The organism is Hydrogenophaga crocea, from assembly GCF_011388215.1.
GTDB lineage: Bacteria > Pseudomonadota > Gammaproteobacteria > Burkholderiales > Burkholderiaceae_C > Hydrogenophaga > Hydrogenophaga crocea.
The window spans coordinates 3,484,960-3,497,815 of the sequence record NZ_CP049989.1 but is presented as its reverse complement, the minus strand read 5'-3'; the positions used below and the strand labels follow the sequence as shown (position 1 = coordinate 3,497,815).

Annotated in this window: 15 protein-coding genes; 6 read left to right on the top strand and 9 right to left on the bottom strand. The window is 71.1% G+C overall.

Features of this window, described 5'->3' with window-relative positions:
- Positions 1-1,206 (bottom strand): 3-hydroxybenzoate 6-monooxygenase, encoded by a 1,206-nt coding sequence (locus G9Q37_RS16565; RefSeq protein WP_166228871.1) that lies wholly within the window; start codon positions 1,204-1,206, stop codon positions 1-3.
- A 94-nt stretch (positions 1,207-1,300) separates the two neighbouring features.
- On the opposite strand from G9Q37_RS16565, the gene G9Q37_RS16560 reads away from it, so the two are divergent.
- Positions 1,301-1,777 carry a MarR family winged helix-turn-helix transcriptional regulator gene (locus tag G9Q37_RS16560; RefSeq protein WP_166228869.1) on the top strand — a complete coding sequence of 159 codons (477 nt, stop codon included), beginning with the start codon at positions 1,301-1,303 and terminating at the stop codon, positions 1,775-1,777.
- Positions 1,778-1,789: 12 nt separating this feature from the next.
- Here G9Q37_RS16560 and G9Q37_RS16555 read toward each other — a convergent pair whose 3' ends face one another.
- Together G9Q37_RS16555 and G9Q37_RS16550 are read right to left on the bottom strand one after the other, a co-directional pair.
- Complete coding sequence (locus G9Q37_RS16555) at positions 1,790-2,677, bottom strand: alpha/beta hydrolase (RefSeq protein WP_166228867.1); 888 nt, start codon at positions 2,675-2,677, stop codon at positions 1,790-1,792.
- Positions 2,678-2,738: 61 nt separating this feature from the next.
- Positions 2,739-3,341 carry a TetR/AcrR family transcriptional regulator gene (locus G9Q37_RS16550; protein WP_166228865.1) on the bottom strand — a complete coding sequence of 201 codons (603 nt, stop codon included), beginning with the start codon at positions 3,339-3,341 and terminating at the stop codon, positions 2,739-2,741.
- Between the two features lie 102 nt (positions 3,342-3,443).
- On the opposite strand from G9Q37_RS16550, the gene G9Q37_RS16545 reads away from it, so the two are divergent.
- A complete protein-coding gene (locus G9Q37_RS16545) occupies positions 3,444-3,935 on the top strand; it encodes a hypothetical protein (protein WP_240936418.1) in 492 nt (163 codons plus the stop codon).
- Between the two features lie 19 nt (positions 3,936-3,954).
- Complete coding sequence (locus G9Q37_RS16540) at positions 3,955-5,322, top strand: GAF domain-containing protein (protein WP_166228863.1); 1,368 nt, start codon at positions 3,955-3,957, stop codon at positions 5,320-5,322.
- A gap of 3 nt (positions 5,323-5,325) precedes the next feature.
- Here the strand turns inward: G9Q37_RS16540 and G9Q37_RS16535 are convergent, their stop codons facing one another.
- From G9Q37_RS16535 to G9Q37_RS16520, 4 genes are all read right to left on the bottom strand, one after another.
- Positions 5,326-6,066, bottom strand: coding sequence for a hemerythrin domain-containing protein (locus G9Q37_RS16535; RefSeq protein ID WP_166228861.1), 741 nt, complete (start codon positions 6,064-6,066; stop codon positions 5,326-5,328).
- A 172-nt stretch (positions 6,067-6,238) separates the two neighbouring features.
- Positions 6,239-6,649 (bottom strand): alternative ribosome rescue aminoacyl-tRNA hydrolase ArfB, encoded by a 411-nt coding sequence (gene arfB / locus G9Q37_RS16530; protein ID WP_166228859.1) that lies wholly within the window; start codon positions 6,647-6,649, stop codon positions 6,239-6,241.
- Between the two features lie 9 nt (positions 6,650-6,658).
- Positions 6,659-7,189, bottom strand: a complete 531-nt coding sequence (locus G9Q37_RS16525) for a cytochrome b/b6 domain-containing protein (RefSeq protein WP_166228857.1) — start codon at positions 7,187-7,189, stop codon at positions 6,659-6,661.
- A complete protein-coding gene (locus G9Q37_RS16520) occupies positions 7,186-7,443 on the bottom strand; it encodes a PepSY domain-containing protein (protein ID WP_166228855.1) in 258 nt (85 codons plus the stop codon). The genes G9Q37_RS16525 and G9Q37_RS16520 overlap by 4 nt, the downstream gene beginning before the upstream one ends.
- A 126-nt stretch (positions 7,444-7,569) precedes the next feature.
- Between G9Q37_RS16520 and mnmA the strand changes: the two genes are divergently transcribed.
- The gene (mnmA, locus tag G9Q37_RS16515) at positions 7,570-8,721 is read left to right on the top strand and encodes a tRNA 2-thiouridine(34) synthase MnmA (protein ID WP_166228853.1); all 1,152 of its coding nucleotides are present in this window, start codon (positions 7,570-7,572) and stop codon (positions 8,719-8,721) included.
- On the opposite strand, the gene G9Q37_RS16510 is transcribed toward mnmA, so the two are convergent.
- Complete coding sequence (locus G9Q37_RS16510; protein WP_166228851.1) at positions 8,693-10,069, bottom strand: DUF3422 family protein; 1,377 nt, start codon at positions 10,067-10,069, stop codon at positions 8,693-8,695. The two genes, mnmA and G9Q37_RS16510, sit on opposite strands and share 29 nt — an antisense overlap.
- 167 nt (positions 10,070-10,236) lie before the next feature.
- Here G9Q37_RS16510 and G9Q37_RS16505 point away from each other — a divergent pair, with 167 nt between their 5' ends.
- On the top strand, positions 10,237-11,154 hold the full coding sequence (locus tag G9Q37_RS16505) for a sensor histidine kinase (RefSeq protein WP_166228849.1): 918 nt from the start codon (positions 10,237-10,239) through the stop codon (positions 11,152-11,154).
- Here the strand turns inward: G9Q37_RS16505 and G9Q37_RS16500 are convergent.
- Positions 11,144-11,623 (bottom strand): NUDIX hydrolase, encoded by a 480-nt coding sequence (locus tag G9Q37_RS16500; protein WP_166228847.1) that lies wholly within the window; start codon positions 11,621-11,623, stop codon positions 11,144-11,146. The two genes, G9Q37_RS16505 and G9Q37_RS16500, sit on opposite strands and share 11 nt — an antisense overlap.
- A 98-nt stretch (positions 11,624-11,721) precedes the next feature.
- Between G9Q37_RS16500 and G9Q37_RS16495 the strand changes: the two genes are divergently transcribed.
- On the top strand, positions 11,722-12,855 hold the full coding sequence (locus G9Q37_RS16495) for a Re/Si-specific NAD(P)(+) transhydrogenase subunit alpha (protein ID WP_166228845.1): 1,134 nt from the start codon (positions 11,722-11,724) through the stop codon (positions 12,853-12,855).
- Position 12,856 lies beyond the last annotated feature (1 nt).

Sequence of the window (12,856 nt, the reverse complement as noted above, 5' to 3'; positions counted from 1 at the left end):
TCAGTGCGGGGCCAGGCAGGTCTCGACACGCCAGCCGTACAGCCATTCGATCGCATCGTAGAAGCGTTCGGGCGAACGGCCGCGCCAGAGGTCGTTGCGCACCAGACGTTCGACGCCCTTGGCGTGGTAGATGCGGCCCATCTCGCGCGAGCTCAGTACGATGCGCGCGGTGCGCGCGATGCGCGAGCGCTGGTACAGGTCGAGCGCCTTCTCGAAGTCGCCGCCGTGCACGCGCAAGGCCTCGCCCAGCGTCACCGCGTCTTCGATCGCCATGCAGGCGCCCTGCGCCATGTACTGCGTGGTGGGGTGGGCGGCGTCGCCCAGCAGGGTCACGCGGCCGTAGCTCCAGCGGTCGACGGGATCGCGGTCGGCCGTGGCCCAGCGCTTCCAGCTCTTGGGCAGTTCGATGAGCTGGCGCGCCTTCGGGCAGATGCCCTGGAAGTAGCTCAGCACCTCTTCCTTGCTGCCGTCGCGCACGCCCCATTCCTCGGCCTCGCGGCTGTGGAAGGTGACCACCACGTTGTACTGCTCGCCGCCGCGCAGCGGGTAGTGCACCAGGTGGCAGTGGGGGCCGGCCCACAGGCTGGCCGCGTTCCAGCGCAGGTCTTCGGGGAAGTCGTCCTTGTCGACCACGGCGCGGTAGACCACGTGGCCCGTGACGCGCGCGGGGTCCCCCACGAACTGCTGGCGCACCACCGACTTCACGCCGTCGGCGCCGATCAGCGCCTGGCCGCGGTAGGCCTGGCCGCGCTGGTCGTACACGGTCACGCCCCCGGCGTCCTGCTCGATGCGTTCGATGCGCGTGGCGGTGTGAAAGCCCACGCGGTCGCCGGCTTTCTGCACGCCTTCGAGCAGCGAGCCGTGCGCGTCGGCGCGGTGGATCACCGCATAGGGGTTGCCGAAGCGCTGGCGGAAGGCCTCGCCCGTGGGCACGCGGCCGATGGTGGTTTCGTCGATCGCGTCGGTCATCACCATCTCGTCGATGTAGACCGCGCGCGAGCGTGCCGCCTCACCCACGCCGAGCGCGTCGAAGGCCCAGAAGGCGTTGGGGCCGAGCTGCATGCCGGCGCCGATCTCGCCGATCTCGGGCGCCTGCTCGAACACCTGCACCCGAAAGCCCTGCCGCACCAGGGCCAGGGCGGCGGCGAGGCCGCCGATGCCGCCGCCGGCCACGAGCACCGGCAGGTCGCTGGCATGAGTTGCCATGCGTGTCTCCTCTGAAAGATTGCACACTGATAGTCAGTACACTCATCATAAGTGCTCTGATAGCATCGTGTCCACCTTTTCACCGCGTGCCGACATGACCACTCCCGAGCCGACCAGCGTCAACATCGACGACCAGCCGGGCCACTACATCCGCCGGCTGCACCAGATCTCGGTGGGCATCTTTCTGCAGGAGCTCTCGGGCCTGGGCATGACGCCGGTGCAATACGCGGCGCTGCAGACGGTCTCCAACCAGCCCGGCATCGACCAGCGCACGCTCGCGCGCAGCATCGCGCTCGACACCTCGACCACCGGCGGCGTGATCGACCGCCTGGAGCAGCGCGGCGCCATGGAGCGGCGCACCGCGCCCACCGACCGCCGCGCGCGCCAGCTCTGGCTCACCGCCGAGGGCGAGCGCCTGCTGGCCGAGGCGGTGCCGGCCATGCTGTCGGCGCAGCAACTCATCCTCGCGCCGCTGACCGAGCGTCAGCGTGCGGAATTCATGCGGCTGGTGCGCATTGTGGTCGACCAGAACAACGCGTTGAGCCGCGCGCCCAGCGAAACCGGTCGCTGAGCAGCGCCGGCCTCAGGGCCGCAGGTGCTCCACCACCGCCTGCAGCACCTGGGCGTCGCGCAGCAGGCGCGTGTGGCCCAGGCCCTGCGTGGCGATCAGGCGCGCCCCGGTGATCGCGTCACGAAAGGCCTCGGCGTCGGCGAAGCGGTTGATGCGGTCTTCGCGGTCGTGCACGATCAGCGTGGGCTGGGCCACGCGCGGCCCGACCGCGGCCGGTTCGAACTGGCGCATCAGGATGCCCTCGCGCGCCTCCACGCGCTGCTGCAGGCGCAGCCGCGTGGGTTCCGTCAGCCCGAACACCGCGGCGAACAGGCGGGTGTAGGCCAGCGGCGACGCGGGTGGCGCCAGCAGCGCCAGCCGCGCCACCGGCAGGCCGCGCGCGGCGGCATGGGCCAGTGCGTTGGCCGCCAGCGAATGTGCGACCACGCCGTGCACCGCGTGCCCCTGCTGCAGCAGGCGCGCGGTGGCGTACTCGATGGCGCGCGCGAATTGCGGCAGGTTGCTGGTGCTGCCACGGCTGCGGCCGTGCGCGGGCAGATCGATCAGCACCGGTCTGAGCCCCTGCGCCGCCACCGCCTGGGCCAGCGGCAGCATCTGTGCCGCGTGACCGCCCCAGCCGTGCACCAGCAGCACCAGCGGACCGTGCGGGCCGGGCGGCGGCTGGTAGAGCGTGAGGCTGGCCTGCTCGAAGGCCCATTCGCTGGCCTGCCAGGCGGCCAGTTCGGGCCGCTGCCGGTGCAGCCAGCGCGGCGGCAGCGGCGTGCCGAACAGGCGGTAGGCGCCGCGCAGGGCGAGCGAGGGCCACAGGCGCTCGGACAGGCCCAGGGCCCAGCGCATCCAGCGCGTCCCGGGGGCCGTGGCGTAGAAGGCCGAGGCGGCTTGCAGCGGGGTGTCGTTCATGCGGTTCTCCTGAAATCGCACAATCGTGCGAAAGATGGTCAAAAAAAACGCCAGGCCGGGATCAGCGCTGGTAGGTCCGCAACAGCCGGTCCCAGGTGGCCTGGGCGCGCTCGGCGGCGCGCGGGTCGCGCAGGAAGCGCACGTCGTGCACCAGGCCGATGGCCAGGCTGCAGATCTCGCCCACGAGTTGCTCGGGGTCGGTGTCGGCCTTGAGGTGGCCGGCTTCGATGGCCTGCAGCACCGTGCGCCGCAGGGCCGCGCGCCAGCGCGTGACCTCGTTGAGCAGCAGATCGCGCAGTTCGCCCTCGCGGTCGTCGAGTTCGAACGCGCCCGAGGTGTAGAGGCAGCCGGTGTGGGCCTCGACGTCGCGCAGCCGGATCAGCCAGCGGCGCACGATCTCGCCCAGGCGCGGCAGGCCCTTGGGCGCCTGCATGGCCGGCACGAACACGTCGGCCAGGAAGCGGCGCCCGAACTCCTCGATGACGGCCTTCTGCAGCGCTTCGCGCGAGCCCACGCGCGAGAACACGCCGCTCTTGGAGAGCCCGATGCGATCGGCCACCGCCTGCAGCGTGATGGCCTCCAGGCCCTCGGCCGACGCCAGGTCGAGCGCGGCGCCGACGATGGCGGCGCGCGTCATTTCGCTTTTCTGGGTCCGGGCGTCCATGGCGGCGCATTCTGCGCACGATCGTGCGAAAAAGCAAGCGCCGCGGTGCTTGGATGGTGACCAAAGCCTGACTATGATCCGCGCCAACCGCCGGTGGCCCCCTTGGACAAGCCCCTTCCTCCCCTCAAGCCCGAGTTCCTGGCCATGATGGCCAAGGGGGTGTCGCTCATGCTCTGCAGCTGCGACCCCGCGCTCACGCCCAGCGTGATGCGCGCCGTGGGCAGCCGCATCGAGGACGAGGGCCGCCGCATCACCGCCTACCTGGGGCGCGCCCAGGCCGCCCAGCTGCTGGCCGACATCGCCAGCAGCGGCCGGCTCGCCGCGGTCTTCAGCCAGCCCAGCACCCACCTCACGGTGCAGTTCAAGAGCCGGCGTGTGCGCATCCGCGAAACCCGGGAAGACGACGGCCCCCATCTCGAGGCCTACCTGCGCTCGATGGAGCAGGAGGTGGCGGCCGTGGGCTTCGCACCGGTGTGCGCGCACGCGCTGCTGGCCCACGCCCCGGGCGACCTGGTGGCCGTGGAGTTCGAGCCCGACGAGGCCTACGACCAGACCCCGGGCCCGCAGGCCGGGCGCCAGGTGTCGGCCCACTGACCGCCGCGACGCGCCCGCCATGAACGCCCCGCTTGACCTCGCGCGCCTCGAACGCGGCAGCATGGACGAGCTGCGGCCCGCCCTCGAGGGCGCGGTGCCTGCGGTGATGGCCACCGTGGCCGCCGACGGCACGCCGAACGTGGCCTACCTGTCCCAGGTGCACCACGTGGACGAGCGCCACGTGGCGCTGTCCTTCCAGTTCTTCAACCGCACGCGGCAGAACCTGCTCGCGCACCCCCGCTCCACGGTGCTGCTGGTGCATCCGATCGGCATGACCTTCTACCGCCTGCACCTGCGCTACCTGCGCACGGAAACCGGCGGCGCGGTGTTCGAGCGCATGAAGGCGCAGCTCGCGGGCATTGCCTCGCAAAGCGGACTCGACGACGTGTTCGTGCTGCGCGGCGCCGACATCCACGAGGTGCTGGCCATCGAGCGCGTGCCGGTGGCGCCCCGACCCCCGGGGCTGCCGGCGCCGCAGGCCCGGCCCGCGGCCCTGCCGGTGCTGAGCCGCGCCAGCCAGCGGCTCGGGGCCGCGCGCACGCTCGACGCGCTGATCGAAGCGGCGCTCGACGTGCTGCAGCACGAGCTCGACATGCCGCAGGCCATGGTGCTGATCGCCGACAGCGCCGCGGGCCGGCTCTACACCGTGGCCAGCCGCGGCTACACGCCCTCGGGCGTGGGCTCCGAAATTCCGTTCGGGCAGGGCGTGATCGGCGTGGCCGCGCGCGCCGCCACGCCGCTGCGCATCAACCACATGACGAGCGCCGCGCTCTACAACCAGGCCGTTCTCGGCGGCTACGGCCGCGACACCCAGGCCGAGATCGCCTACCCCGGCCTGGCCCGCCCGGGCAGCCAGCTCGCGGTGCCCCTGGCGTCGGCGGGGCGCGTGGTGGGCGTGCTGTTCGTCGAGTGCGGGCAGGAAATGCGCTTCAACCACGAAGACGAGGACCTGCTGGTGGCGCTCGGTGGCCAACTGGCCGCGGGCATCGACCTCATGCACGAGAGCGAGGAACCCTGCGGCACCGAGTCCGACGCCGGCGCGCCACAGGCCGTGGCGCCCGCGGCCGCACCGCTGCGCGTGCGCCGCTACCGGCGCGACGACAGCGTGTTCGTCAACAACGCCTACCTCATCAAGGGCGTGGCGGGCGCGATCCTGTGGAAGCTGCTGACCCATCACCGCGAGGGCCGCCACGAGTTCACCAACCGCGAACTGCGGCTCGACGCCTCGCTGGGCCTGCCCGACGTGAGCGACAACCTCGAGGCGCGGCTGCTGCTGCTGCACCGCCGCCTGACCGAGCAGTGCCCGGCGCTGCGCCTGCAAAAGACCGGCCGCGGCTGCTTCCGCTTCGACGCGCTCGCGCCGGTCGAACTGGTCGAGAGCGACTGAGGCTCAGACCACCAGCCCCGGCACCGGCGGCAGGTTGACGCCACGCGCGAGCCGGGCGAAGTCGGCCTGATTCAGGCGCAGGCGCGCGAGGTCCAGCACCGCGTCGAACACCGGGGCGGGTGCCTTGGCCTGCACGTCGTTGAGCAGATCGAGGCGCTCGGTCGCGTTCATGGCCGGCAGCATCCAGTGCAGGGTCTGCATCATTTCCTGGGGCGGAATGCCGGCCACCAGCGCGTCGTGCAGGGCGATGAGTTCGAGGTCGTCGTAGGCCGCCCAGAGCGCGGCGTTGTGCCGCGTTTCCTCGGCGTGCATGTGCTGCAGGTTGTCTGCCACGAACAGGGCCAGCGCGAGGTACAGCGCGTGCATCGCGCTGGCGCGTTGGTCTGCGGGCACGGCGGCCATGCCGCGGGCGGCCGCGCTCAGCTGTTGCGTGGCGCGCAGGTGGTCCTCGTGCTCGCGGGCCACCGCATCGCACACACCGGGGCAGCGCAGCTGCAGCGCGGCGTGGATGAAGCGGTTCTCGTGTTCCAGGTGGCGCTCGCACATCTCCATGAGCTCCACCGTGCGGTCGCAGGCATTGCGCAGCGCGGCTTCGTCGGCCGCGTCGGTGCGGCCCAGCGCGATCAGCGTGTCCGTCATGGTATGGCGCAGCGCCTTGTGGATGCCCGCGTACAGGTTGAAGCGGCCCTCGCCCGTGCGGGCGGTCGCGGCGATGGCGTTGAATTCGATGGCGTTCGATTGCATGGTGGTTCCTGAAGCGCCGGCCCCGGCCGGCATGGGGGTTGGCCGGGGGTGCCCCATGCACCGCCGCGCCATGCCGGGAAGTCTCCGCAGACGGTCCTGGGCGCGCCGCTAAATTGGGCTTAAGCGCTTGCTAAAAAGTCCTTAAGCCTCCCCCGCCTGGGGGAAGGCGGGCTCAGTCGAGGCCGCTCAAACGGCCGCGGTTGCGCTTGACCGAGGCGCGCTGGGCCTTGCCTTCGAGCCGGCGTTCGCGCGAGGCGCGCGTGGGCCGCGTGGCGCGTCGCTGCTTGGGCACCACGGCCGCGGCGTCGACCAGGGCCTGCAGCCGCGCAAGCGCCTCGGCCTTGTTCTGCTCGAGGCTGCGGCTGCCCTGGGCCTTGATGACGATCACGCCCTCCTGCGTGAGGCGGGTGTCGTGCAGCGCGAGCAGCCGCGCCTTCACCGCCTCGGGCAGCGACGAGGTGCGCACCACGAAGCGCAGGTGCACCGCGTTGCTCACCTTGTTCACGTTCTGCCCGCCCGCGCCCTGCGCGCGGATGGCGGTGAAGTCCACCTCGGCGGGGTCGATGGTTGGCGGCACGGGCATGCGCCGAGTCTAGTAGCGCTCCTTCACGCCGGTGACCATGGCCTTGACCAGCCGCGTGCGTTCGAGGCGCCCCATGACCAGGGCCGCGGCCGCGTGCAGGCCCGCGAGCCAGAGCAGCGCCTCGGCCAGCCCTTCGTGCAGTTCCTGCACGGCTTCGTTGCCCCAGAACATGTCGGTGCCCTGCAGCCAGCCCGTGAAGCCCAGCAGCAGCACCAGGCCCATGAGCGCGAGCATCATGAGCGCCCCCAGCGGGTTGTGGCCCGGCGTGTGCGGGTGCTCGCCGCGGCCGAGCGCAGCCAGGTGCTCGCGCAGGCGCTGCGGCGTGGGCCAGAAATCGGCGAAGCGCGCGTGGCGCGGTCCGATGAAGCCCCACAGCACGCGCAGACCCACGAGCCCCGCGGCGGTGTAGCCCGCCCACTCGTGCGGCGGGTCGCCTTCTTCGAGCACCCACTGGTTGAGCACCACGCAGGTGACCAGCGACCAGTGGAACACCCGCACGAACGGGTCCCAGACCCGTTCGGCCCGTGGCGCTTCGCTCATTCGGATTTCACCGCTTTGCCCGAAACGGGGTCGAAATAGATCTCGACCTTCTTGCCGGTCTTGTCGGTGCCGTAGATCTCGTAGCAGTTGCCCTTGGTGACCTTGAAGACCTTGATCTGGTAGCCCTGGGCCTGCAGGTCCTGCTTGAAGGCGGCTTCGGGCTTCCAGCCTTCCTTGCTGGTGGTGCAGGTGGGGCCGGCCACGGCGGCACCGGCAAGGGCGAGGCTGAGGGCGGCGACGGCAATCGATTTCATGGTGTTGGTTTCGGTGTCCCCCGCACATGCGGGTGCCGGGATTCCAGGCGAAGCGCCTGAATGGGGCCTTAAGTACTCGCCCCTGCCGGCCCCGGGGTCGAGGCCCGGCGGGGATAATCCCGCCCCATGGCATCGAAACAGCGCGTCGTGGTGGGCTTGAGCGGGGGCGTGGACTCCGCGGTGAGCGCGTACCTGCTCAAGCAACAGGGGCACGAGGTCGTCGGCATCTTCATGAAGAACTGGGAAGACGACGACGACAGCGAGTACTGCAGCAGCCGCCAGGACTGGCTCGATGCCGCGAGCGTGGCCGACGTGCTGGGCATCGACATCGAGCACGTGAACTTCGCCACCGAGTACAAGGACCGCGTGTTCGCCGAGTTCCTGCGCGAGTACCAGGCGGGGCGCACGCCCAACCCCGACATCCTGTGCAACGCCGAGATCAAGTTCAAGGCCTTCCTCGATCACGCGATGCGCCTGGGGGCCGAGAAGATCGCCACCGGCCACTACGCCCGGGTGCGCGAGCGTGCCGGCCGCTTCGAGCTGCTCAAGGGCCTCGATCCGCTCAAGGACCAGAGCTACTTCCTGCACCGCCTCAACCAGGCGCAGCTGTCGAAGACGATGTTCCCCGTGGGCGAACTGCCCAAGACCGAGGTGCGCCGCATCGCGGCCGAGATCGGTCTGCCCAATGCGAAGAAGAAGGACAGCACCGGCATCTGCTTCATCGGCGAGCGACCGTTCCGCGAATTCCTCAACCGCTACATCGCGAGCGCTCCGGGGCCCATCAAGGACCCGCGCGGCCGCACCATCGGCGAACACGTGGGCCTGAGCTTCTACACCCTGGGTCAGCGCCAGGGCCTGGGCATCGGCGGCGTGAAGGCCAAGGGCGCGCAAAAGGGCGGCAGCGAGCACGAGCCCTGGTTCGTGGCGCGCAAGGACATCGCGCACAACACCCTGTGGGCCGTGCAGGGCCACGACCACCCCTGGCTGCTCACGTCGCGCCTGCGCGCGCACGACGCGAGCTGGACCGCGGGCGAACCGCCCGCCGCCGGCGCGCTGGGGGCCAAGACGCGCTACCGCCAGGCCGATGCGGCCTGCACCGTCGAGCCGCTGGGCACCGGGGGTTTCGAACTGCGTTTCGAGCAGCCCCAGTGGGCCGTGACACCGGGCCAGAGCGCCGTGCTCTACGACGGCGAGGTCTGTCTGGGCGGCGGCGTGATCGTGACCGAGGCCGCCTCGGGCGACGAGGCCTTCAGCCCGCCGGTGGCGCAGGCGGCTTGACCCCGCCCTGCCCGGGGTGCAACGAGCCCCCGAGCTTTTCGTGGATCTTGCGCGTGGTGCGCCAGGTGGCCCACAGCACCAGCGGCACGAGCGCGGCCGCGGCCATCTCGGGGTGGACAGGCAGGCCTGCGGCCTTGGCGCCCTTGCCCACGTAAAGCAGCAGGCTGATCACGTAGTACGAAATCGCCGCGATCGACAGGCCTTCCACCGTGGTCTGCAGCTGCAGCTGCAGTTCCTGGCCGCGTGTGAGCTTGGCCAGCAGCTCCTGGTTCTGCGCCTCGGTGGCGATGTCCACGCGCGTGCGCAGCAGCGCGCTGGTGCGCGTGATGCGCTCCGACAGCGATCCCAGCCTTCCTTCGCTCGCGGCGACGGTGGCCATGGCCGGTGAGAGCCGGCGCCGCATGAACTCGCCCACGGTCTGGGTGCCCGGGATGGGGCGCTCGCGCAGCTCGCCGATGCGCTGTGCCACCAGCGCGTCGTAGGCGCGCGTGGCCGCGAAGCGGTAGGTGTGCTCGGCCGTGGCGCGCTCCACGCGCGCGGCGAGCGCCACCAGCTGGTCGAGCAGGTCCTGTTCGTTCAGGCTCTTGTGTTCGAGCTGCGCGGTGATGGCGGCCAGGCGCGCTTCGGCCTCGGCCAGCATGGGCGACAGCGCCTTGGCCACGGGCAGGCCGCGCAGGGCCATGAGGCGGTAGGTCTCGAGCTCCAGCAATCGCTGCGAGATGCGGCCCGCGCGCGAGGCGCTGGTGTCGGGCGGGGCCACGACCAGCATGTGCTCGAAGCCCGAGGCCCGCAGCCGGAAGTCGGTCACCGCCCACGAGTGCCCTCCGCCGAGTTGCGAGGCCACCACCGTGCGGTCGCCGAACCAGTGCTGGGCCGGGCGCATCAGCCGCGCCTGGGCGTCGGCCGTCTGCTCGGGCAGATCGGCGACCACCATGGCCAGCAGGATGGCGGCCACGGTGCGGCCGGGGATGCCGTTGAGCCAGCCGGGCGGCAGCGCCAGCGTGCCGTGCAGCGCGGGCTCGCTCGCGCCCAGGCCCATGCCCTCGGGCAGCGGCTGTACCAGCGAATAGCGCGTGAATTCGGTGTGGCGCTCCCACTTGAGCGTGCGCCCGTCGGGCAGTTGCAGCCGCAGGAAGTGGTTGTTCAGGTCGCTGGCCTGCAGGTCGGCCTGGCCGGGCAGGCGGCGCAGGTGCTCGAGCTCCTGGGCGCGGTCCACACCGTCGTTGAGCACCGCCACGAAAGCGATCAGGGCCGGCAGCGGAATCAGCGCGGATGGCCGCGCATGCACCTCGTCGTGCAGGGCTTGGCGCAGCGGATCGTCGGGCGGCAGGTCGCGGTGGTTGTTCATGGCGGTCGGTCGGCGGACAGGCCGCACTGTACGCCGCTGGTCGCGCTGGCGAAGGCCGGCCGATCCGCTACTGCGGACGAGGTATTGAGTGTGCCCTGCCCGGCTCGAATACTGTTGTTTTCCTGTGCCGTGGCGCCGCCACTGCGCGGGCGGACTGGAAGGGAGGCATGGACATTCGGTTCGAAGGTCTGGACGCGGGCGGCGAGGCCACGTTGGCCTGGGTCGTCGCGCTGCTGATCCTCCTGGGGGTGGGTCTGGCGCTGCTGTGCCAGCGGGCCATCCGCCACCGCCGCGCGCGCTCGGCGGGGCAGGCCGCCGCGGCGCGCGAGCAGATGGAACATGCCCTGGCCGAGCGCCTGCGCAACGAGCGCTCGCGCCTGCTGAGCGCGGTGGCGCACGACCTGCGGCAGCCGCTGTACGCCATGAGCCTCACCACACAAAGCCTCGAGCAGCAGCGTGCGGTGCGCAGCCCGGCGGTGCTGCTTTCACAGATGCGCCATGCGCTCGCTTCGGCCGACGCCCTGCTCGACACCCTCGACACGGTCGCGCGCCTGGAAACCGGCGCGCTGCGGCCGCGCCTGGCGGTGTTCTCCATGCAGGCCATGCTCGAGCGCATCGACCGCCAGTACGGCCCGCAGGCCCAGGCGCGCGGCCTGCACTGGACCGTGACCCCGAGCCTGGAGTGCGTGCACACCGACGCCCTGCTGCTCGAACGCATGCTCGACAGCCTCGTGGCCAATGCAGTGCACTGCACCGAGCGCGGCGGCGTGCTCGTGTCATGCCGCCGGCGTGGCCAGCAACTGCTGCTCCAGGTCTGGGACACGGGCCCCGGCCTGGACCCGGTCGGGCTGGCCACGGCGGGCGGCCCGCACTACCGCGACGATGGCGGCGTCGCTGCCGATGGCGGCGTGGGCTTCGGGCTGGCGGTGGTGAAACACGCCGCACGTCTGCTGGGCATCCGGCTGAGCGTGCGCTCGCGCGTCGGCCACGGCACCTGCTTCAGCCTGCTGTTGCCGCTGTATCCGGTGGCGAGCCGCCGCCGCGTGGCGCGGCTCGGCACGCGACAGCCCCAGTTCAGCGCCTGAGCGCCCACACCGAGGCGTCGGTGTACACGGCGTCGAGCGCAAAGCGCCGGCCCGCGAGGTGGTCTTCCATGCATTGCAGCACCAGCGGGCTGCGCAAGCGGCCCTGCTGGGCACGGATCTCGTCGGGCGTGAGCCACAGCGTGCGCACGATGCCATGGTCCAGCGTGCGCCCCGGCACCGCATCGCCGAGCTCGCCGCAGTAGGCGAAGCGCAGGTAGGTGATGTCGTCGTCGCCGCGCTGGAAGCGCGAGAGGTAAACGCCCACCAGCGCGGTGGGCGTGAAGCGGTGGGTGGTTTCTTCGAGCGTCTCCCGCGCCACCCCCTGTGCGGGGCTTTCGCCGGGGTCGAGGTGGCCGGCGGGGTTGTTGAGCCGCAGGCCTTCGGGCGTGTGCTCCTCGATCAGCAGGTAGCGGCCATCGCGTTCGATCACCGCGGCCACGGTGACGCTGGGTTTCCATCGTTCGCTCATCGCAGAATTATCGGTGGCGTGCCTGCCGCCACAGGCTTTCAAAAAGCTTTCAGTTAAGCTTGCCCGCAAAATTCACTTCCCCGAGCGAGGAGACACCCATGCTCATCGGCGTACCCGCTGAGACCCTGGCGGGCGAGACCCGTGTGGCCGTCACGCCCGAGACGGCCAAGAAACTCGTGGCCCAGGGCCACACCGTGCGCGTGCAGGCCGGCGCCGGTCTCGCGGCCAGTGCCACCGATGCGGCCTACGAGGCCGTGGGCGCCCAGATCACCGACGCCGCCGGCGCCCTGGGCGCCGACCTGGTGCTCAAGGTGCGTAGCCCGCAGCCGGCCGAGCTGGCGCAGATGAAGCCGGGCGCGACCCTGGTGGGCATGCTCAACCCCTTCGATGCCGATGGCCTGCGGGCGCTGGCCTCGGCCGGCCTCACGGCCTTCGCGCTCGAAGCCGCGCCGCGCACCACGCGCGCCCAGAGCATGGACGTGCTGTCCTCGCAGGCCAACATCGCGGGCTACATGGCCGTGATCGCCGCGGCCAACGCCTACCCCAAGTTCTTCCCCATGCTCATGACGGCCGCCGGAACGGTGAAGGCCGCGCGCGTGGTGATCCTCGGCGTGGGCGTGGCCGGCCTGCAGGCCATTGCCACCGCCAAGCGGCTGGGCGCGGTCATCGAAGCCTCCGACGTGCGCCCGAGCGTGAAGGAGCAGGTCGAGTCGCTGGGCGGCAAGTTCATCGATGTGCCCTACGAAACCGCCGAAGAGAAGGAGGCGGCCGAAGGCGTGGGCGGCTATGCGCGCCCCATGCCGCCGAGCTGGCTGCAGCGCCAGGCCGCCGAGGTGGCCAAGCGCGTGGCGCTGGCCGATGTGGTCATCTCCACCGCGCTCATTCCGGGGCGCGCCGCGCCCACGCTGATCACCGAAGACATGGTGAAAAGCATGAAGCCGGGTTCGGTGATCGTGGACATCGCGGCCGGCAAGGGCCCCAACGGCGTGGGGGGCAACTGCCCGCTCACCGAGGCCGACAAGACGGTCGTCAAGCACGGCGTGACCCTGATCGGCGAGACCAACCTGCCCGCGCGCGTGGCGGCCGACGCCTCCGCGCTCTATGCGCGCAACGTGCTCGACTTCCTCAAGCTCGTGCTGCCCAAAGACGCGGCCGCGGTGCAGGTGCCGATGGACGACGACATCGTGGTCGCCTGTCTCATGACCCAGGCCGGTGAAGTCAAAAGGAAGTGAC

Excerpts from the sequence above, each read along its gene's own strand:
- G9Q37_RS16565 (WP_166228871.1), bottom strand. The coding sequence starts at position 1,206 with ATGGCAACTCATGCCAGCGACCTGCCGGTGCTCGTGGCCGGCGGCGGC.
- G9Q37_RS16535 (WP_166228861.1), bottom strand. The coding sequence starts at position 6,066 with ATGCAATCGAACGCCATCGAATTCAACGCCATCGCCGCGACCGCCCGC.
- G9Q37_RS16550 (WP_166228865.1), bottom strand. The coding sequence starts at position 3,341 with ATGGACGCCCGGACCCAGAAAAGCGAAATGACGCGCGCCGCCATCGTC.
- G9Q37_RS16560 (WP_166228869.1), top strand. The coding sequence starts at position 1,301 with ATGACCACTCCCGAGCCGACCAGCGTCAACATCGACGACCAGCCGGGC.
- G9Q37_RS16555 (WP_166228867.1), bottom strand. The coding sequence starts at position 2,677 with ATGAACGACACCCCGCTGCAAGCCGCCTCGGCCTTCTACGCCACGGCC.
- arfB (WP_166228859.1), bottom strand. The coding sequence starts at position 6,649 with ATGCCCGTGCCGCCAACCATCGACCCCGCCGAGGTGGACTTCACCGCC.
- G9Q37_RS16510 (WP_166228851.1), bottom strand. The coding sequence starts at position 10,069 with ATGAACAACCACCGCGACCTGCCGCCCGACGATCCGCTGCGCCAAGCC.
- G9Q37_RS16495 (WP_166228845.1), top strand. The coding sequence starts at position 11,722 with ATGCTCATCGGCGTACCCGCTGAGACCCTGGCGGGCGAGACCCGTGTG.
- G9Q37_RS16540 (WP_166228863.1), top strand. The coding sequence starts at position 3,955 with ATGAACGCCCCGCTTGACCTCGCGCGCCTCGAACGCGGCAGCATGGAC.
- G9Q37_RS16520 (WP_166228855.1), bottom strand. The coding sequence starts at position 7,443 with ATGAAATCGATTGCCGTCGCCGCCCTCAGCCTCGCCCTTGCCGGTGCC.
- G9Q37_RS16525 (WP_166228857.1), bottom strand. The coding sequence starts at position 7,189 with ATGAGCGAAGCGCCACGGGCCGAACGGGTCTGGGACCCGTTCGTGCGG.
- G9Q37_RS16500 (WP_166228847.1), bottom strand. The coding sequence starts at position 11,623 with ATGAGCGAACGATGGAAACCCAGCGTCACCGTGGCCGCGGTGATCGAA.
- G9Q37_RS16505 (WP_166228849.1), top strand. The coding sequence starts at position 10,237 with ATGGACATTCGGTTCGAAGGTCTGGACGCGGGCGGCGAGGCCACGTTG.
- mnmA (WP_166228853.1), top strand. The coding sequence starts at position 7,570 with ATGGCATCGAAACAGCGCGTCGTGGTGGGCTTGAGCGGGGGCGTGGAC.